Source organism: Arthrobacter sp. zg-Y1143, from assembly GCF_030125565.1.
Taxonomy (GTDB): Bacteria; Actinomycetota; Actinomycetes; order Actinomycetales; family Micrococcaceae; genus Arthrobacter_B.
The window spans coordinates 1-19857 of the sequence record NZ_JASKLW010000017.1 but is presented as its reverse complement, the minus strand read 5'-3'; the positions used below and the strand labels follow the sequence as shown (position 1 = coordinate 19857).

General features: G+C 65.0%; 16 protein-coding genes and 3 tRNA genes. 11 read left to right on the top strand and 8 right to left on the bottom strand.

Annotated features, from left to right (window positions below):
- Window positions 1–2: 2 nt before the first annotated feature.
- Entirely contained in the window at window positions 3–1910 is a 1908-nt protein-coding gene (locus tag QNN98_RS16300; RefSeq protein ID WP_283998539.1) for an acetolactate synthase large subunit, read from the bottom strand.
- Between the two features lie 421 nt (window positions 1911–2331).
- On the bottom strand, window positions 2332–4035 hold the full coding sequence (ilvD, locus tag QNN98_RS16295) for a dihydroxy-acid dehydratase (RefSeq protein WP_227914413.1): 1704 nt from the start codon (window positions 4033–4035) through the stop codon (window positions 2332–2334).
- A gap of 149 nt (window positions 4036–4184) precedes the next feature.
- Between ilvD and QNN98_RS16290 the strand changes: the two genes are divergently transcribed.
- Complete coding sequence (locus tag QNN98_RS16290; RefSeq protein ID WP_283998536.1) at window positions 4185–4670, top strand: hypothetical protein; 486 nt, start codon at window positions 4185–4187, stop codon at window positions 4668–4670.
- Here QNN98_RS16290 and QNN98_RS16285 read toward each other — a convergent pair.
- Entirely contained in the window at window positions 4667–5644 is a 978-nt protein-coding gene (locus QNN98_RS16285; protein ID WP_283998534.1) for a 2-hydroxyacid dehydrogenase, read from the bottom strand. The two genes, QNN98_RS16290 and QNN98_RS16285, sit on opposite strands and share 4 nt — an antisense overlap.
- 106 nt (window positions 5645–5750) lie before the next feature.
- Between QNN98_RS16285 and QNN98_RS16280 the strand changes: the two genes are divergently transcribed.
- From QNN98_RS16280 to QNN98_RS16270, 3 genes are all read left to right on the top strand, one after another.
- Window positions 5751–6071: a hypothetical protein gene (locus tag QNN98_RS16280; RefSeq protein WP_227914416.1), complete on the top strand. Its 321-nt coding sequence runs from the start codon at window positions 5751–5753 to the stop codon at window positions 6069–6071.
- A 115-nt stretch (window positions 6072–6186) separates the two neighbouring features.
- Window positions 6187–6262: transfer RNA gene (locus QNN98_RS16275), tRNA-Lys, on the top strand.
- Window positions 6263–6435: 173 nt separating this feature from the next.
- Window positions 6436–6511, top strand: a tRNA-Lys gene (locus QNN98_RS16270).
- Between the two features lie 49 nt (window positions 6512–6560).
- On the opposite strand, the gene QNN98_RS16265 is transcribed toward QNN98_RS16270, so the two are convergent.
- From QNN98_RS16265 to QNN98_RS16255, 3 genes are all read right to left on the bottom strand, one after another.
- The gene (locus tag QNN98_RS16265) at window positions 6561–7355 is read right to left on the bottom strand and encodes a GNAT family N-acetyltransferase (protein WP_283998531.1); all 795 of its coding nucleotides are present in this window, start codon (window positions 7353–7355) and stop codon (window positions 6561–6563) included.
- Between the two features lie 32 nt (window positions 7356–7387).
- On the bottom strand, window positions 7388–8560 hold the full coding sequence (locus tag QNN98_RS16260; RefSeq protein WP_283998529.1) for an RtcB family protein: 1173 nt from the start codon (window positions 8558–8560) through the stop codon (window positions 7388–7390).
- Window positions 8561–8685: 125 nt separating this feature from the next.
- Window positions 8686–9192 carry a MarR family winged helix-turn-helix transcriptional regulator gene (locus QNN98_RS16255; protein ID WP_227914419.1) on the bottom strand — a complete coding sequence of 169 codons (507 nt, stop codon included), beginning with the start codon at window positions 9190–9192 and terminating at the stop codon, window positions 8686–8688.
- Window positions 9193–9345: 153 nt separating this feature from the next.
- On the opposite strand from QNN98_RS16255, the gene bcp reads away from it, so the two are divergent.
- The 5 genes from bcp to QNN98_RS16230 all read left to right on the top strand — a co-directional run bounded on the left by bcp (window position 9346) and on the right by QNN98_RS16230 (window position 13984).
- Window positions 9346–9813, top strand: coding sequence for a thioredoxin-dependent thiol peroxidase (gene bcp, locus QNN98_RS16250; protein WP_227924869.1), 468 nt, complete (start codon window positions 9346–9348; stop codon window positions 9811–9813).
- Window positions 9814–9871: 58 nt separating this feature from the next.
- Window positions 9872–9953 (top strand) — tRNA-Leu (locus tag QNN98_RS16245).
- A gap of 288 nt (window positions 9954–10241) precedes the next feature.
- The gene (locus QNN98_RS16240) at window positions 10242–11936 is read left to right on the top strand and encodes an ABC transporter substrate-binding protein (RefSeq protein ID WP_227914422.1); all 1695 of its coding nucleotides are present in this window, start codon (window positions 10242–10244) and stop codon (window positions 11934–11936) included.
- 102 nt (window positions 11937–12038) lie between these two features.
- Entirely contained in the window at window positions 12039–13043 is a 1005-nt protein-coding gene (locus QNN98_RS16235) for an ABC transporter permease (protein WP_227914424.1), read from the top strand.
- Entirely contained in the window at window positions 13040–13984 is a 945-nt protein-coding gene (locus tag QNN98_RS16230) for an ABC transporter permease (protein ID WP_227914426.1), read from the top strand. The genes QNN98_RS16235 and QNN98_RS16230 overlap by 4 nt, the downstream gene beginning before the upstream one ends.
- A gap of 73 nt (window positions 13985–14057) precedes the next feature.
- Here QNN98_RS16230 and QNN98_RS16225 read toward each other — a convergent pair whose 3' ends face one another.
- Both QNN98_RS16225 and QNN98_RS16220 read right to left on the bottom strand, forming a co-directional pair.
- Entirely contained in the window at window positions 14058–14579 is a 522-nt protein-coding gene (locus QNN98_RS16225) for a tetratricopeptide repeat protein (protein ID WP_283998523.1), read from the bottom strand.
- Between the two features lie 2 nt (window positions 14580–14581).
- Complete coding sequence (locus QNN98_RS16220) at window positions 14582–16297, bottom strand: ABC transporter ATP-binding protein (RefSeq protein WP_227914430.1); 1716 nt, start codon at window positions 16295–16297, stop codon at window positions 14582–14584.
- 124 nt (window positions 16298–16421) lie between these two features.
- On the opposite strand from QNN98_RS16220, the gene QNN98_RS16215 reads away from it, so the two are divergent.
- Together QNN98_RS16215 and QNN98_RS16210 are read left to right on the top strand one after the other, a co-directional pair.
- Window positions 16422–18164 (top strand): ABC transporter substrate-binding protein, encoded by a 1743-nt coding sequence (locus QNN98_RS16215; RefSeq protein WP_227924870.1) that lies wholly within the window; start codon window positions 16422–16424, stop codon window positions 18162–18164.
- 130 nt (window positions 18165–18294) lie between these two features.
- Window positions 18295–19785: a malate:quinone oxidoreductase gene (locus QNN98_RS16210; protein ID WP_227914434.1), complete on the top strand. Its 1491-nt coding sequence runs from the start codon at window positions 18295–18297 to the stop codon at window positions 19783–19785.
- Window positions 19786–19857 lie beyond the last annotated feature (72 nt).

The following is a 19857-nucleotide window of genomic DNA, read 5'->3' as shown; positions in this document are numbered from 1 at the left end:
TCCTAGTCCTCCTCTTCCCAGGTGGGAGTCATGTTGCGGGCAATCTGGATCAGGTCGTTGGACACTCCGGTGGGGACCATCGGCCACACCATGGAGTCGCGGCTGACCACGAAGTCGATGACGACGGGGCGGTCATTGATTTCCAGCGCCTTGGCAATGGTGGCGTCGATGTCCTCGTCGCGTTCGCACCGCAGGCCGACACAGCCGTAGGCTTCCGCCAGCTTCACGAAGTCCGGCACGCGCACAGTGTCGTGCCCGGTGTTCAGGTCCGTGTTGGAGTAGCGGGACTCGTAGAAGAGGGTCTGCCACTGCCGGACCATGCCCAGGGAGGAGTTGTTAATGATGGCGACCTTGATCGGGATGTTGTTGATCAGGCAGGTAGCCAGTTCCTGGTTGGTCATCTGGAAGCAGCCGTCGCCGTCGATGGCCCAGACCACGCGGTCCGGGTTGCCGACCTTGGCACCCATGGCCGCCGGGACGGAGTAGCCCATGGTGCCCAGTCCGCCGGAGTTCAGCCAGGCGCGCGGGCGTTCGTACTTGATGAACTGCGCGGACCACATCTGGTGCTGTCCCACCCCGGCCACGTACACGCCCTCGGGGCCGGTCATGGCGCCGATGCGTTCAATGACCTTCTGCGGGGCAATCAGGCCGTCTTCGGGTTCGGCGTAGCCGATCGGATAGGTCTCGCGCAGCCGGTCCAGTATGGCCCACCAGGCCGAAATGTCCGGACGGTCGGCTTCGAACTGGCCGCGCACGGCGTCGGCAAGCTCCGGAATGATTTCCCGGACCGAACCCACAATCGGGACATCGGCAGGACGGTTCTTCGAGATTTCGGCCGGATCGATGTCGGCGTGGATGACTTTGGCACCGGGCGCAAAGGAGCTCAGCACGCCTGTGACGCGGTCATCGAAGCGGGCACCGAGCGTGATGAGCAGGTCAGACTGCTGCAGTGCGGTCACGGCCGAAACCGATCCGTGCATGCCGGGCATACCCACGTGCTGGGGGTGCGAGTCGGGGAAAACACCACGGGCCATCAAGGTGGTGACCACCGGGGCGCCCACCAGTTCGGCCAGTTCCAGCAGTTCTTCCGAAGCATTGGCCTTCAGCACACCGCCGCCCACGTAGAACACCGGACGCTGGGATTCGGCAATCAGCCGGGCCGCTTCACGGACCTGCTTGGAGTGGCCGCGGACCACGGTTCGGTAGCCCTGCAGGTCGATTTTCGGCGGCCAGGAGAAGGTGGTTTTTGCCTGCTGGGCGTCCTTGGCGATGTCCACCAGCACCGGACCGGGCCGGCCCGACGTCGCAATGTGGAACGCCTCGGCGAGCACCCGCGGGATATCCGCGGCATCGGTGACCAGGTAGGAATGCTTGGTGATGGGCATGGTGATGCCCACGATGTCCGCTTCCTGGAAGGCATCGGTGCCGATGAAGGCGCTGGACACCTGGCCGGTGATGGCCACCATCGGAACGGAGTCCATGTGCGCATCCGCAATGGCGGTGACCAGGTTGGTGGCCCCGGGACCCGAGGTCACAATGCACACACCGGCGCGCCCGGTGACCATGGCATAGCCTTCGGCTGCGTGGCCGGCACCCTGCTCGTGCCGGACCAAAATGTGGCGGATCCTCGGAGAATCCATGAGCGGATCGTAGGTGGGCAGGATGGCCCCGCCGGGAAGGCCGAAGACCTCGTCGACGCCGAGCTCCTCAAGGGAGCGGACGATGGCCTGGGAACCGGTCATCTGGGTGGGCGGAACAACGTTGCCCGGGCCTTGGATGCGCTCATCCACGGCGTCGGGATGGGCGGACACAGAAGTGGCTACATCTTTGGTCTTGGCCGCTGCCGCACGTGCGGCGGCATTGGCTTTTGAGGCCATCAGCGAAGGGCTGATTGGCGATCCCTTACTCATTGGAACTTCCTTTGTGCGGATACTGATCCATGGTCATTGCGGCGGCCGGTGCGGGTGGTGCCCGTTCCGGCTTCTTCTGTGCCCAGCGAAGCGGTGAAGCTGCGAAGCCAATAAAAAAACCCCTCGTGCCGGTTGGCTCCGTAGGGGTTCGCGCGTGACGTCTTACAAGTCGGGGCTGTTACGCCACGCGCTTGATAAGGACGACGGGTACGATCTGCATACCGTTCAGTCTCGCGTTCCCCTGCGGGGGTGTCAATTGTATGAGACGCGCGTCTCACTATCTGGACATGTGTCTCGCGGCTGATAGGCCTCCCCGACGACGCCCGCCGAGAGCGGACGTCGTCGGGGCCCCTCAGGCCTTTGCAGCCTTATTAAGCCCTGCCGCCTCGGCAGCTCGTAAGAAAACCGAGTCCACGAGTTTTCACCCGCAGTAAGCCCCCGTCGACGCGGAGTTCACCAGCTTGGTGTACTTGCCCAGCACACCGGTGGTGAACTTCCCCGGCAGCGGCTGCCAACCGGCCTTCCGGGCTTCCAGCTCTTCCGGGTCCACCAGCAGGTCGAAGCTGCGGGCGGCAATGTCCACGCGGATCCGGTCCCCGTCCCGCACGAAGGCGATGGGGCCGCCGTCGACGGCTTCGGGAGCCACATGGCCGATGCACAGGCCGGTGGTGCCCCCGGAGAACCGGCCGTCGGTGAGCAGCAGGACGTCCTTGCCCAGGCCTGCTCCCTTGATGGCGCCGGTGATGGCCAGCATTTCGCGCATGCCCGGGCCACCCTTGGGACCTTCGTAGCGGATCACGACGACGTCGCCGGCGTGGATCTGCCCGGCATCGAGGGCATCCAGGGCACCCTGTTCGCGTTCGAAGACACGTGCGGTGCCCTCGAACACGTCGGCGTCGAACCCAGCACTCTTGACCACTGCGCCTTCGGGGGCCATGGAGCCCTTCAGGATGGTGATGCCGCCGGTCTTGTGGATGGGGTTGTCGATGGCGCGCAGCACCTTGCCGTCCGGGTCCGGCGGATTGATGGCGGCCAGGTTCTCCGCGACCGTCTTGCCTGTGACGGTGAGGCAGTCGCCGTGGATCAGGCCGGCGTCGAGCAGTGCCTTCATGATCACCGGGACGCCGCCGATCTTGTCGACGTCGAACATTACGTACCGGCCGAAGGGCTTCAGGTCGCCCAGGTGCGGGATGGTGTCGCCGATGCGGTTGAAGTCCTCCAGTGTGAGGTCCACTTCGGCTTCGCGGGCGATGGCGAGCAGGTGCAGCACGGCGTTGGTGGAGCCGCCGAAGGCCATGGTGACGGCGATGGCGTTTTCGAAGGCCTTCTTGGTCATGATGTCGCGGGCGGTGATGCCCTTGCGCAGCAGGTTGACCACGGCTTCGCCGGATTTGCGGGCAAATTCGTCGCGGCGGCGGTCGGCCGAGGGCGGCGCCGCCGAGCCGGGCAGGGACATTCCCAGGGCCTCGCCGATGCAGGCCATGGTGTTGGCGGTGTACATGCCGCCGCAGGCGCCTTCGCCGGGACAGATGGCCCGCTCGATGGAGTCCAGGTCCTTCAGGCTCATCTTGCCGGCGGCGCAGGCACCCACGGCTTCGAAGGCGTCGATAAGGGTCACTTCCCGCTCGCTGCCGTCCTCCATCTTCGCGAAGCCGGGCATGATGGAGCCGGCGTAGAGGAAGACGCTGGAGAGGTCCAGGCGCGCGGCGGCCATCAGCATGCCCGGCAGGGACTTGTCGCAGCCGGCCAGGAGGACAGAGCCGTCCAGGCGTTCAGCCATCATGACGGTCTCCACCGAGTCGGCAATGACTTCGCGGGACACCAGGGAGAAGTGCATGCCCTCGTGGCCCATGGAGATCCCGTCGGAGACGGAAATGGTGCCGAACTGCATGGGGAAGCCGCCGCCGGCGTGGATGCCTTCTTTGGCACCCTGGGCCAGGCGGTTTAGGGAAAGGTTGCAGGGGGTGATCTCGTTCCACGAACTGGCGACGCCGATCTGCGGCTTGGCGAAATCGTCGTCACCCATTCCCACGGCGCGGAACATGCCGCGGGCGGGCGCTGCGTGGATGCCGTCCGTGACCACTCGGCTGCGGGGCTTGATATCGGGTGTGTTTTCTCCGCTCATGGCTAAATCCTAGGACTTAAGCCTGCGCGTTCCGCCCATGTGACGGACACCGGCTTCCGTTGTTACGGCCCGTGAACACCAGATGAAGATCTATGGCGCGGACGGGCCGTGCTTCCCGGATGGGGGGACCCTGTTCATAGACTGGGGGTATGACATCGGACAGAGGCTCCCCCGACACGAACCCAGGCTTAGACCCAGGCTTAGACCCATATAAAGAGTCAAGCACGGCAACGGACAGCGACGAGATGAAGCTGGTGCTGCGCCGCGTCTTCGAATCCCAGATCCCGAACTACGGGGACTACAACCTGGTGTGTGCCACTCCCGCCGGGGACGAGGAGCCGGGTTTCTACGTCCTGGGCTACCGCTGGCGTCCAGCCGAACTGGTCTTCGCCCCGTTCGACGTCGATTCCCTGGCCGGCCTCGAGGCCCCCACCGCGGTGAACACCACCAACCTCAGCCACACTGACGAACTGGCTGCGGACGCGTATGAGGTGGGTACCAACACCGGACGCATCTTCCGGTTCAGCGTGGAGCCGCAGGCAGCACTGCCCGGGGCCGGGACGCGGATGCTGGAGCAGGCCGCGGACTGGGAGGACTTCCGCTCCTTCGTGGACTCCTACCTGGAGCTGGCCTAGCTTTCACCGGACCTGCCGGCCCACGGGCCCGGCCGGACCATATTCAATGGTTCCTCACCCCGGGCCAGCCGGCGGACCTGGCGGCGCAGGAACTCCCGGATCCGAGGTTCGAAGGCGTCGGTATTCCCGCCCCAGTGCGGGGTGATGATGGCACCGGGCGCCTGCCGCAGGGGGTGGTCTTCCGGTATGGGTTCGGGATCGAAAACATCTACGGCGGCGCGCAGCCGCCCTGACACCACCTCTTTGGTGAGCGCCTCGCTGTCCACGACGGCGCCGCGGGCCACGTTGACCACCAACCCGCCGTCGGGCAGGGCCGACAGGATCCGCGCGTCGATCAAGTGCCGGGTCTGCTCATTCAGGGGCGTGATCACCACCAGGATTTCTACTGCCGCCGCGAGTTCCGCAAGTTCCCCGCTTCCGTGCACGGCGCCGTCGTCGTCCGTCCTGGCCGTGCTGCCCACGCGGGTGAGTTCGACGTCGAACGGACGCAGCCGTGCGGCAATCTCCCGGCCGATGCCTCCCACCCCCACCAGGAGCACGCGGCGGTCGGCCAGTCCGGGGCAGCGGACCTGCTCCCATGTGCCCTCATGCTGCCCGCGGAGCGCGGAGTCGACCCCCCGCTGCGCGGCCAGGATCAGGGTCAGTGCCATTTCCGCTGTTGCCGCCGCATGCACGCCGGCGGCGCTGGCAATGGCCGTGCCCGGTCCAACGAGTTCGGGCAGGCCGTCATAGCCGGTGGACTGGGCCTGCAGCAGGGCCAGCTGCGGGACCCGTTCCAGCGCGGAGCGGTACTCGGTGCCGGATGCGTAGGGCAGGACCACGGCATCTATGTCCGCGTAGTCAACGCCGTCGGGCTCCCCCTCGAGATCCCATACCGCGGCCCGCATTCCCTCGGGAAGCGGTTGCAGCGCGTCCAGGAGTGCGGCGGTCGGAACGGTGACGGTGCGGACAGGGCGGGCTTCGGAACGGTCCATGCCAGCCAGCGTAGCGGCGGACGCCCGGCAGTGCACCGGCTATGGACAGGGGAAAGCGGCGGCCGTACCGTCGAATTGTGCCTTCCGCCGACCGAAGGATCCCCTTGTGGCTCGAACATCGGTTTACCTCACCGCCCTTGGCATCGGTTCCGCTGCAGCAGTGTGGGCGGCCCGGAAACTGCACCGGCTGGCGGATAACGACGCCGTCCGGCTGGCGTCCGGCGGCGCCGCAGCGGGAACTCGCGTACCGCGGACCGTTTCGGCGGCGGGCCCGGCTACGCCCACGACGGTGACCACTGCCGACCCGGCCGCCAACCTTCCAGCGCGCACCTGGGTAGTGGACAACAGCGCGGATTGGGATGGAAATCCGGGGGAACTGGTGGTCCTCCCCCGGTCCCGGTCCCCCAAGGACGGCGGCACAAAGTGAAACGCACCACAAAACCGGCCCGGATTTCATTCTGCGGCAAAAGTGCTGGTAGTGTTTCATGTCGTTGCTGATGCCAACGGCGGAGAAAATTCGCCTGAAAAACAGCAGTGAATACGCACCTCTAGCTCAATTGGCAGAGCAATTGACTCTTAATCAATGGGTTCCGGGTTCAAGTCCCGGGGGGTGCACCAACAAAACCGTCCGGTCAGGCGCTTCGCCTGGCCGGACGGTTTTTTGTTGTGCAGGGGGGGCGCAGCCGCACGGGGCACCGTTTCGCGCAGCGGCCGCAGACGTGGTAGTGTTTCATGTCGTTGCGGAGAACAAACCGCGCCCCACGGCGCCGGATGCCAGACCGCATCAGCACGCACCTCTAGCTCAATTGGCAGAGCAATTGACTCTTAATCAATGGGTTCCGGGTTCAAGTCCCGGGGGGTGCACCAACCGGAAACCGCCCGGCAGGAGATTCTCCTGCCGGGCGGTTTTTTGTGTCTAGGCCGGGGCACGCCAAATATACGGCGTGGTGGTGGAGACCTTCACAAAACCGGAGCGCTCAAGGATGGGCCGGGAGTACGGTGTCGAGTCGCTGTGGATCAGTGTCTTACCCATTGCCAGGGCGGACCGCGCGCGGGCTGCGGTGAGGGCACGGTAGATACCCCGGCCCCGCCACGCCTGCAGGGTGGCGCCACCCCAGATGCCGGCAAAGTCCGTGCCGGTAACAGGTTCAAGGCGTCCGGCGCTGACAATCTCTGCCCCGCATTCGGCCACCCAGAGTTCCATTCCGTCGGCATGGGACAGCCGGCGCAGGAGGGAGTCCGCAGTTGCGGTGGAAACCGGATCCCCGAAGACCCCGTCCGCCATTGCACTCATGGCACGAACATCTTCCTCTTCGGTGACCTGCCGGAGGGCAACGCCAACAGGCAGCGGGACGTCAACGGCGAGGTCCGCTGCGCGGCCGATCATGATGGACTCGGATTCCTCCGGCTCAAACCCGTTACCAACCAGTGCAACATGCAGTCCGGGAGCCCAGTCATGCCCGCGGGACTTCCACTCGATGTGCCGGATCGCCGGATTGTTCCGGAAATACCCGAGGGCGCCGGCCACCCAGCCGGCTATGGTGCCGGCGTCGGCGCCGTCCAGGCCGGCATAGGTGATGAATCCCCGTCCGCCGTCGAACGTCACCAGGCGCAGCGGTCCAAGCTGTTCGACGTCGAGGGCTGACGGAGTCTCCGCGTCCGTGCGCAGCTGCCGGTCATAGGCGGCAAGAAGCTCTGCTGAAGTGGTCATGACTGGCCACCCTACCGTGGTCCGCCCCAGACTCAGTTTCCCTTGACGTTCACAATCTGGTGCAGCACGTGCCGCACCGAAACCAGGTCCCCGGCATCCTCCATCACTGCGTCTATGTCCTTATAAGCCGCCGGGATTTCATCGATGAACGCGGGAGTGTCCCGGTACTCGATTCCCCGCATTGCCTTCCGCAGCTGTTCCTGGCTGAAGGTTTTGCGTGCCCGGGTGCGGGAGTACTGCCGGCCTGCCCCGTGCGGCGCGGAGTTCAGGGACGGAGGGTAGCCCTTGCCCTCCACCACGTAGGACGCGGTACCCATGGATCCGGGAATGAGTCCAGGGCGGCCGGGGGAAGCATCAATGGCTCCCTTGCGGGACAGCCAGACCCTTTTTCCGTAGTGCTCTTCCACCTCGGTGTAGTTGTGGTGGCAGTTGATCCGCTCTGCTTCCTGCACCGGACCGCCGGTCCACTCCCGGAAGCAGGCCATCACCCTGTCCATCATTTCCTCCCGGTTCAGCAGGGCGAATTTCTGCGCCCACATCAGCTCCGCAATGTAACGGTCAAACTCCTCAGTGCCTTCCTCCAGGTAGGCCAGGTCCCGGTCCGGCAGCTCGATGGAGCGTTTGCCGCAGTAATTCTGCGCAGCCCAGATGTGCTGCTGGGCGATCTTGTTCCCCACTCCCCGCGATCCGGAGTGCAGGAACAGCCAGACCGTATCCTCTTCATCGAGGGAAACCTCAATGAAGTGGTTGCCTGAACCCAGTGTGCCCAGCTGCAGCTGCCAGCCTTTGAGGTAGGCGGCAGGATCAAAGCCGGCGGCAGCGGCGTCGTCGGACAGGACCTGGACGCGGCGGCGTGCAGTGTCCGTCAGGGACTTGTTGCTGTGCCCGGCGGAGAGGGGAACCGCGCCCTCGATCGATGTCCGCAGCTTCCGCCGGTCCAGTCCGGTTAAGTCCGCAGCCCGGTGCCCGGTGCGCACCGCGATCATCCCGCAGCCGATATCGACGCCGACGGCGGCCGGGATCACCGCGCCAAGGGTCGGGATCACCGAGCCCACGGCGGCACCCTTGCCCAGATGGGCATCCGGCATGGAAGCCAGGTGCGGGTAGATGAACGGCATCTGCGCCGTGCGCCTGTTCTGCTCCAATGTGGCGTCATCAATGACGCCCGCAAAGTTAAGGTACTTTTCGCTCACTCTTTGTTCCATGTGCCTGCCCTTGCCCATGTGGCCGGCGGACCTGCCGCCGGCGGAGTTAAAGACAAGAGGCACATCCGGTGGATGTGCCTCTTGTCGATGGATGTGACGCTTTGTCGATGTATGTGACGCTGCTGTCAGCGGCCGTCTGCCGCGGGCTCCGGCAGAATTTCCAGCCCGGCTTCGGGCGGGATGGGCAGTCCGGGAACGTCCACGGCAGTCTGCCACCGGGGGCTGCCCAGTTCGGTGATGACCTTGCGCAGCTGGCTGCGCAGCGCTTCGGACATCAGCTCGCCGCCGTCAAGCAGGGTGCGCTCAATGTTCTGCGCCTCGTGCAGGGCTTCAGCGCCGCGCTCGGTAATGGTGACCATGTGGCTGCGCTTATCCAGATCATTACGGACCCGCGTGACATGGCCGTGGGTCTCCAGGCGGGCCAGAGTCTTGCCCATAGTCTGTGCCTGGACGCGCACCAACTGCGCCAGGCGGGCCTGTGTCATGGGTCCCTGCGAGTCAAGGACACCCAATGCGATCACGCCTGCATGCGTCAGGCCGATGCTGACCAGGCGTTCGTTCCAGGCGTGTTCTACCAGGCGCGCAGCGGTTGACAGCAGACGACCGGTGGGCCAGCGCTCCATATCCGGCATAAAATAAGACTCTTCCTCTAGGCTCTGGACGGCTAAGCAAACAGTCAGTTGGCTGATGATGCATCTGTCCACAGACTAGGATAGCCATCCCGCGCGGGAATGTCGCGTTTGAGTCGTACCGCGTGCCAGAACCCATTTCCAGGAGAGATTCCCATGCCACGCCTCAGCCCGGCCGAAACCGCCCCGGACTTCACCCTGCCCGCCTCCGACGGGAGCAGTGTTTCCCTGGCCGACACGCGCGGCAGCAACACCATTGTGTACTTCTACCCCGCGGCAGCTACGCCCGGCTGCACCAAGGAAGCCTGCGACTTCCGCGACAACCTGAACAGCCTCAAGAGCGCCGGCTACACGGTCCTGGGCATCTCCCCCGACCCGGTTGCGAAGCTGGAAAAGTTCGCCGCAGCGGAGAACCTCAACTTCCCGCTGCTCTCCGATCCAGACCACGCGGTGGCCGAAGCCTACGGCGCATGGGGCGAGAAAAAGAACTACGGCCGCACCTACGAAGGGCTAATCAGGTCCACTGTGGTGGTTGACCCCGAGGGCACGGTTGCCCTCGCCCAGTACAACGTCAAGGCCACCGGCCATGTTGCCAAGCTCCGGCGTGATCTAGGGCTCGACTGAGCTCGGGTACACTGGAGGCTGGTTTCCCCACTGGCCTCCGGCCGGCGGCAGAAACCACGCGCGAGTGGCGGAATTGGCAGACGCGCTGGATTTAGGTTCCAGTGTCTTCGGACGTGTGGGTTCAAGTCCCTCCTCGCGCACAAACGGCCCCGCTTAGGGCGTCCACGGCAAAAGCCCCGGTCTTCGGACCGGGGCTTTTTGTGTTCCCCGGGCATCCCCGGGCATCCCCGGGCATCCCTTGCCGGCCCAGGGCCCGCTCCGGCGTGACCAAATCGTGACCGCGCCGGGGGTGTCCAATTTCACGTAACAGAAACACTTCACCATTAGGCTCTGTCCATACGTTTGTGTTCCAGGACACATTCGCGCCGGTTAGCCGGCAGCAGGCAACACTCGCTTAGCGTTCATCCGCCCCAGAGGAGTACCGAAACATGTTCCCAGCAGACAGAGTCCGGAAAGGCCGCACCGCGAAGAAGCGCGCGTCCGCCCTTACCGCAGGCCTTGCCCTGAGCGCTCTTGTGCTCTCGGGCTGCGCCCAGAGCAACCGTGAAGAGGGCGACGGCGGTGGCTCCGGCGACGTCGACGGCACGTTTGTCTTCGCCGCCTCATCCGATCCCAAGTCCCTTGACCCCGCCTTCGCCTCCGACGGTGAGTCCTTCCGGGTCAGCCGCCAGATCTTCGAAGGCCTGGTAGGGGTCGAACCCGGAACCGCCGACCCGGCTCCGTTGCTGGCCAAGTCCTGGGAAGTCTCCGAAGACGGCATGACCTACACGTTCGCCCTGGAGGAAGGCGTCACGTTCCACGACGGAACGGATTTCAACGCTGAAGCCGTCTGCGCAAACTTCGACCGCTGGTACAACTTCTCCGGTATCCAGCAGGCAGAAAGCCAGGCCTACTACTACGGCATGCTGTTCAAGGGCTTCTCCGACAGCCCGGACACCGCGACGTACAAGTCCTGCGAGGCGTCTTCGGACACCGAAGCCGTGATCTCGCTGAACAAGCCGTTCGCCGGGTTCGTTGCCGCCCTGTCCCTGCCGGCGTTCGCCATGCAGAGCCCCTCGGCCATGGAGGAGTTCGGTGCCAACGAGTCCTCCGGCACGGCCGAGGCACCCGAGCTGACCGAATACGCCAAGGCCCACCCCACCGGCACCGGGCCCTACAAGTTCAATGCCTGGGACGTAGGAAACCAGATCACCCTTGACCTGAACGAGGACTACTGGGGAGATGAGGAAGCACAGGTCACCGACATCATCTTCCGCGTCATCGATGATCCGCAGGCACGCCGCCAGTCGCTGGAAGCCGGCGACATTGACGGCTATGACCTGGTGGCTCCGGCCGACACCGAGCAGCTGGCCGCGGCCGGCTTCAAGGTGATCCCCCGGGATCCGTTCACCATCCTGTACCTGGGCATGAACCAGCAGGTTCCGGAACTGGCCGATGTGAAGGTTCGCCAGGCCATCTCCTACGCCATCGACAAGGAAGCGCTGGTGTCCCAGACGCTGCCCGAGGGCACGAAGGTGGCAACACAGTTCATCCCCGAGGTTGTCAACGGCTACAACGACGAGGTCACCGAGTACGCCTACGATCCGGAGAAGGCAAAGTCCCTGCTGGCCGAGGCCGGCTACCCGGACGGCTTCACCGTGGACTTCAACTACCCCACCGGCGTCTCGCGCCCCTACATGCCGACCCCTGAACAGGTCTTCACCAACCTGCAGGCCCAGCTGGCCGAGGTAGGCATCAAGGTCAACCCGCAGCCGAACAAGTGGTCCCCGGACTACCTTGACCGCGTCCAGGCCGGGTCCGATCACGGCCTGCACCTGCTGGGCTGGACCGGCGACTACAACGACACCGACAACTTTGTTGGCGTCTTCTTCGGCCAGGAGAAGCCGGAGTTCGGCTTCAACAACCCGGACATCTTCAACGCCCTGGAAGAAGCCCGCCAGGTCTCCAAGCTCGACGAGCAGACCCCGCTCTACGAGCAGATCAACGAGGACATCGCCCAGTTTGTGCCGGCCGTACCGCTGGCACACCCGGCGCCGTCACTCGCCTTCTCCGAGCGGGTTGAGTCCTACCCCGCCAGCCCGGTGAACGACGAAGTGTTCAACCAGATCAAGCTCACCAAGTAACGCACCGGAGGCCGGGGACCCCAGTGGTCCCCGGCCTTTACGCGTGTTCCAGTCTTTTTCCCCACCAGATCCTCCAGCTTCCACGGCTGGGAAAGGACGCTCGTGCTACGAGTCATCGGCAAACGCCTGCTTATGCTGATTCCCACCCTCATAGGCCTGTCCATCCTGCTGTTCCTTTGGGTACGCAACTTGCCCGGAGGTCCGGCCACGGCCCTGCTCGGAGACAAGGCCTCACCGGAAGCCATTGCGAATATCAATAAGGCCTACGGATTTGACCGTCCCCTGATCGAGCAGTACTTCACCTACGTCGGGAAGCTCCTCAAGGGCGACTTCGGCACCTCCATCGTCACCGGGCGTTCCGTCCTGGAGGAATTCGGCACCCGTTTCCCGGCCACAGTGGAACTGGCCGTCGTTGCGCTGATCTTCGCCATCGGCATCGGCATTCCGCTCGGCTACCTGGCCGCCCGGCATTACGGACGTTTCTGGGACCACTCCTCCGTTGTCCTCTCGCTCATCGGCATCACCGTGCCGGTCTTTTTCCTGGCCTTCATTCTCAAATGGGTACTGGCCATCCAGCTGGGGTGGTTCCCCACCGACGGACGTCAGGACCCGCGGATCAATGCCACGCACGTCACGGACTTCTTTGTACTGGACGGGCTGCTGACACGGGAATGGGACGCCTCCTGGGATGCCATCCTGCACCTTGTGCTGCCGGCGATCGCCCTGGGCACCATCCCGCTGGCGATTATTGTGCGCATTACCCGCGCGTCTGTCCTGGAAGTCCAGGGTGCGGACTACGTCCGAACGGCCCGGGCGAAGGGGCTGATGGAAAAAACCATCCGCGGACGGTTCATCCTGCGCAATGCCATGCTGCCGGTCACCACCACCATCGGCCTGCAGACCGGGCTGCTGATCTCCGGCGCGGTGCTGACCGAAACCGTCTTTGCCTTCAGCGGGATAGGAAAATTCCTGAGGGACGCAATTTTTGCCCTCGACTACCCCGTGCTGCAGGGATTCATCGTCTTCATTGCCGTGGCGTACTCATTGATCAACCTGCTGGTTGACGTGTCCTACGGCTTCATCGATCCAAGGGTGCGTGTCCAGTGAGTACTACTCTGCCCCCCGCAGCAGGCGGGTCCGTTCTTCCCGAAGGTGCACCCACCGCCAAGCCGGCCGCCGAAAGCGGCATGTGGAAAGATGCCTTCCGCCGGCTTCGCCGCAATCCGGCCGCCGTTGCCGGTGCCGTAATTGTCGGTCTCTTTATCCTGGTGGCACTTCTCGCCCCGCTGCTGGCTCCGTACGGCGGCAATGATCTGCCCGGCCGCACGAACATCACCCCCACCAGCATTCCGGGCCCCGGCGCCATCGACGGCTATCCGCTTGGACTGGACCGCTTCGGCGGAGACGTGCTGTCCAAGCTGCTCTGGGGCGCCCGCGCGTCGCTGATCATCGGTGTGGTTTCCACCGCCCTCGGCCTGCTGGGCGGAATGCTGCTCGGCGTCCTTGCCGGCGGCCTGGGCGGCTGGGTGGACAGCGTCATCATGCGCTTTGTGGACATCCTTCTGTCGGTTCCGAACCTGCTGCTCGCGGTCAGTATCGCCGCCATGATGGGACAGAGCTCCGCTGCGATCATGATCGCCATCGGCGTGTCCCAGGTGCCGATCTTCGCGCGGCTGCTGCGCTCCTCGATGATCTCCCAGCGCAGCGCCGACTACATTCTCTCGGCGCAGACCCTCGGACTGAGCCGGCGGACCATCACCATGAGCCACCTGCTGCCCAACAGCACCGGACCGCTGATTGTCCAGGCGACGCTGACACTCGCGACTGCGGTGATCGACGCTGCAGCCCTGTCCTTCCTCGGCCTCGGCGGCGGACTGCCGCAGACCGCGGAGTGGGGGCGGATGCTCACCTATGCGCAGGCCGAACTCGGCGTGGCGCCCCAGCTGGCATTCCTGCCGGGCATCTGCATTGCCATCACCGCGCTGGGCTTCACCCTGCTGGGCGAGTCCCTGCGGGAAGCGCTCGATCCCAAGACGCGCCGGAAGTAGCCCGGCAGTAAAGCAAAAGGTCCCACCCGCATCGGGTGGGACCTTTTGCTTTGCTACTCACTGTCTTGCACTGCTACTCACTGTCCAGGGACCGCAGATACCCGGCGTTGCCCCGGATCGCCGGTTTGTACCGGTCCAGCTCCGCGGCGGAAACGTTGTCCGCCAGCAGTTCCAGCATGCCTGCGAGCGCGCTGTCCGCCCGGCCGCCGGCATGCAGCGTCAGCGCCTCGAAGACCCCCAGCGCCACCGAGTCCGGATATTCCCGGCGGGCCCGGGCGAACACCGCCAGGGATTCCTCCACCCGGCCCAGGATCCGCAGGGTGCTCCCGTACTGCAGACAGCACCGCCGCAGGACATCGCCGTCCAGGCCGCCGGCGAGCGCACGCTCGTAGAAGCCTGCTGCAGTGTCCTCCTCCCCCGCTGTGTCATAGGCGCCCCCCACTTCGTAGAGAACGCGCGGGTTCTCCGGAAAGCGCCGGTCGACGTCGAGCAGGGCCCTGATGGTCGGCTCCATCGCCTCCCGGTTCCGGGCAGCAAGGATCTGCTCCAGTTCCGCTTCCAATGCTGCTTCTTCCGCAGCCCGTCCTGCTCCCATGGCTAGGAAGCCAGCTCGCCTTCCACGTCCAGTTTGTCCTCAATGTTCAGTTCATTGCCCGGAATGGAGGCCAGGAGCCTGCGCGTGTACGGGTGGCGCGGGTTGGAGAAGACCTCTTCCGACGTCGCTGCCTCCACCAGTTCCCCGTCCTTCATCACGCAGACGTAGTCGGAGATCAGCCGGACCACGGCCAGGTCATGGGAGATAAAGAGGTAACTGAGCCCGAACTCGCGCTGCAGGTCCCCTAGCAGCTGCAGGATCTGGGCCTGGACCAGCACATCCAGCGCGGAGACCGGCTCGTCGCAGACGATCAGCTCAGGCTTGAGCGCCAGGGCACGGGCAATAGCCACGCGCTGGCGCTGCCCGCCGGAAAGCTCGGCCGGATAGCGGTGCAGCATCTCCTGCGGCAGTGCCACCTGGTCCATGAGTTCCCGGACGCGCTGCTGCCGCTCTGCCTTGTTGCCGCGGCGGTAGGTCTTCAGCGGCTCCTCAAGGATCCGCTCAATGGTGTACATGGGGTCCAGGGAGGAGTACGGGTCCTGGAAGATAGGCTGCACCCGCTGCCGGAAGTCGCGCAGCTGGACCTTGTTCAGCGACGCAACGTCCATCCCGTCGAAGGTCATGGTCCCCGATGTGGGCTCAATAAGCTTGAGCAGCATCCGCGCCGTGGTGGTCTTCCCCGAACCGGACTCCCCCACAATAGCCACGGTGCGGCCGCGCGGAATGTCCAGGGTAACGTTCCGGGCCGCATAAAAATCATCCGCCCGGCCGCGGATCTTGAAGACCTTGGTGAGGTCCCGGAATTCGACAATGTTGTCCGGGGCGGCGTCGTCCGCTGTGTCCGTTCCGGCGGCAGCTCCACTCTCCTCCGCATCCCCCGCCGCGCTGAAGGCGCCCGGGCGGAGCCGGACCGCCGCCACGCTGGGGGCGGCCCGGACCAATGACTGGGTGTACGGGTGCTGCGGGTCCTCCAGCAGCTGGCGGGCCGGTCCAGTCTCCACGACTTCACCGCGGTGCATCACCACCAGTTCGGAGGCACGCTCGGCCGCGAGCCCGAGGTCGTGGGTAATCAGCAGGACCGACGTGCCCAGTTCTTCCGTCATGCGGTCGATCTGGTCAAGGATGGTCCGCTGGACCGTTACGTCCAGCGCACTCGTGGGTTCATCGGCAATCAAGAGCCGGGGACGGCAGGCCAGGCCAATGGCGATCAGGGCCCGCTGGCGCATGCCGCCGGAAAATTCATGCGGGTACTGCTTGGCTCGTTCAGCGGCGTTGGGCAGTCCGGCGGCGGTCAGGACCTCCACAACCTTGCGGTCCACGTCCTTCGCGGTGGCCATGCCGTGCACCAGCAGCGTCTCGGCAACCTGGGTTCCGATTTTGGTCACCGGGTTCAGGTTGGACATCGGGTCCTGCGGCACCAGGCCGATGGACCGGCCCCGAATGGCCCGCATTTTCGCCTCGGGCAGTCCCACCAGTTCCTGACCGTCGAAGCGGATGCTGCCCGACGCCACTGTGCCGTTGCCCGGCAGCAGGCCGATGACGGCCATAGCCGTGGTGGACTTCCCGGAGCCGGACTCCCCCACAATGGCCAGTGTCTTGCCTGCGGGCAAGGAGAACCCGGCGTTGCGGACGGCGGACACTTCGCCGTCCATGGTGCGGAAATTAACCGCGAGGTTGCTCACCTCGAGCAGGGGCGTATCAGCGCTCAAATCAGTCATTTCCCCATCCTGCCCCACCGGCACCTCTTGTGACGCGTGTCTCACCGGTGTTTACCGGTTTTTAATCATTTAGAATGGGAAATCATCAAAACGGAGGGATGGAGCGTCCCGGAGGAGTATCACCGTGACCCGATCCGACCCAGTAAAACCCGGCACAGCAGAACCCGGACGGGAACCAGCCCGGGCCAGTTCCGGCCCCAGCGGTCCTTCCCTCTCCCGCCGTTCCATCATCAGGGCCGGGGCAGCAGCGGCAGCCTTCATGCTTGCCGGCTGCACGGCCGAAGCCGCCGAAGACAAGCCCACGGCCGCAGCCGGCACGACCGCACCTACCGGCCCTTCCGCCCGCTTCACCTTCGCGACGGCGGCGCGTCCGGTCACCCTTGATCCGGCCCTCGCCTCCGACACTGAGTCCTACCGGGTCACCCGGCAGGTCCTTGAGGGGCTGGTGGGCGTGGACGCCCTGACCTCGGCCCCCACACCCCTGCTGGCCAAAAGCTGGACGCAGTCCGAGGACCGCAGGACCTATACGTTCGAACTGCGGCAGGACGTGACCTTCCACGACGGTGAGCCCTTCAACGCCGAAGCCGTACGGCGGAACTTTGAACGCTGGTACAACATGCCCGAGTCCGTGCGCACCGATTCGCTGATGTACAAGTCGGTATTCCGGGGCTACTCGGATACGCCCGCCCTCACCGTCTACAAGGACTGCGTTCCGGTAGGCGAATACACCGTCCGGGTCATCCTGACCGAGCCCCTGGACAGCTTCATTCCCGCCCTCGCAGCACCGGCGTTCGCCATGTCATCACCGAAGGCACTGGCCGAGGCAAGCGCGGACGAGCTGACCCGGGAACTCAACGGGCGCAAGATCTCCGCCTACGGCGTCCATCCCGTAGGCACCGGCCCTTACCGCTTCGGCACATGGGACGAAGACACCATTGAACTGACGGCCTACCCGGAATACTGGGGCGAACCCGGCCAGATCGGGACCGTGGTCTTCAGGACGATCAACAGCCCCGAGGGCCGCCTGCGTGCCCTGAAGAAGCGCGAGGTGGACGGCTACGACCTGGTTACGGTGAACGACGTCGGCGAACTGGCGCGCAACGGCCAGCAGATCCAGCAGCGCGATCCGTATTCCATCCTGTACCTGGGCATCAACCAGAGCTTCCCCGGACTGGACAACGTCCTGATGCGCCGTGCGGTGGCGCACGCCATCGACAAGCCTGCCGTCCTGGACGGCCTGTTCCTCAACGGCACCAAGCCTGCCAACCAGTTCCTGCCGGAAAAGCTGGGACTGACGTCCGACTCGGCCACCGGTTACGGCTACGAACCGGAGAAGGCCAAGGAACTGCTCATCGAAGCCGGGTATGACGGCCGGGAGCTGCCGTTCTACTATCCCCGGCACGTTACCCGCAGTTACCTGCCCACGCCCGAAAAGGTCTATGCCCGGCTCAGCAGCCAGCTGACCGCTGCCGGCTTCAACATCCGCCCGGTCCCGGTGGACTGGTCCGAGGGCTACTTGGAAAAGGTGCATGGCAAGGAAGACCGGGCCTTCCACCTGCTGGGGCTGGCCGGCAGTTACGAAGCCGGCGACAACTTTGTCGGCACGCTCTTTGGGCGCTACACCGAGGAATTCGCGTTCAACGACCCGGAAGTATTCACCGGCGTCGAGAAGGCGCGCACGCTGGGCGAGGGCCAGGATCAAACTGACGCCTACCACGCGATTACCAACCGGATTTCCGAGCGCGTACCGGCTATCCCGCTCGCCTTCCCCATCTCTGCCCTGGCGCTGTCCCCCCGCGTCGCGTCCTACCCCACCAGCCCCGTCCTCCACGAAGTCTTCAACCGAATCTCCCTCGCGGACCGCTGAGGCGCCGGAGCCTTTACCGGACCGGTTGCGGTTTGCCCCGGCAAAGCAGTGCAAGTAGGCGATAATTTTAGGAAGCCACCTGCTCAGGGATACGCTTCTATGGCTAGCGCCCACGCGACTGGAGACGAAGTTGACTGCAAATAGCCCGGCGGATAATTCCGCAACGAAAACAGATGTACTGCTGATCGGCGGCGGCATCATGAGCGCGACCCTCGGGGCGTTCCTGAAGCAGCTGGCGCCGGATTGGGACATCTCCCTCTATGAGCGCCTCGACCGCGCAGGGCTGGAAAGCTCCGACCCGTGGAACAACGCGGGAACCGGCCACGCCGCGCTCTGTGAACTGAACTACAGCCCGGCCGCAGCCGACGGCTCCGTTGACCCGGCGAAGGCGGTGGGCATCAACGAGCAGTTCCAGGTTTCCCGGCAGTTCTGGTCGCATCTGGTCTCTGCAGGCCACATCTCCAACAACTTCATCAATCCGCTGCCGCACATGAGCTTTGTTTGGGGCGACGCGCATTCGGAGTACCTGCGCCGCCGCTGGGAATCGCTGAGCGCGCAGCCCCTCTTCAAGACCATGGAATTCTCCGAGGATCCGGCCAAGCTGGCGGAGTGGGCCCCCCTGATCATGGAAGGCCGCGACCCCTCCCAGCGGGTTGCAGCCTCCCGCGTGGTCGGCGGCACCGACGTGGATTTCGGTGCGCTGACCCGCGAACTGACCAATTACCTCGGCGCCAACGGGGTGAACATGCACTTCCGCCACGAAGTGGGCAACGTATCCCGTTCCTCCACCGGCGGCTGGGACGTCAAGGTCAAGGACCTGGCCACCGGCACCGCCCGCACCGTCAGCGCCAAGTTCGTCTTCATCGGCGGCGGCGGCGGCGCACTGCACCTGCTCCAGGCCTCCGGCATCCCCGAGGGCAAGGGCTTCGGCGGCTTCCCCGTCTCCGGCCAGTTCCTGCGCTCCACGGATGAGTCCATCATTGCCCGCCACAACGCAAAGGTGTACGGCCAGGCTTCCGTGGGTGCCCCGCCCATGTCCGTGCCGCACCTGGACACCCGGTTCGTCAACGGACAGCGTTCCCTGCTGTTCGGCCCGTACGGCGGCTTCTCACCCAAATTCCTGAAGACCGGTTCCTACCTGGACCTGCCGCTCTCGGTCCGGCCGTCCAACCTCGTGCCGATGCTGGGCGTGGCCAAGGACAACATGAGCCTGGTCAAGTACCTCGTCACCGAAGTCCTGAAGACCCGCGAAGGCAAAACGGCCGCACTGCAGGAATTCATGCCCTCCGCCAAGACCGAGGGCTGGGACCTCATCACAGCGGGCCAGCGCGTCCAGGTCATCAAGAAGGACCCGAAGAAGGGCGGTGTGCTGCAGTTCGGCACCGAACTCATCACCGCCGCAGACGGTTCCATCGGCGCCCTGCTGGGCGCATCCCCCGGAGCCTCCACGGCACCGCCCATCATGATCAACCTGCTCAAGCGTGCGTTCCCCCGCCAATTCGACGGCTGGGAACCGAAGATCAAGGAAATGATCCCGGGCTACGGCGTCAAGCTCAACGAAAACGAGCGTTTGATGGAAGAGATCAACGCCGACACGAGCAAGGTCCTGGGCCTGTCCTAGGAACGGCACCGCGGGGGGGGGCGGCGGGGGCCGCGCGGGGGCGCCCCCCCCGCGGTGGGGGGCCCCGGGGCT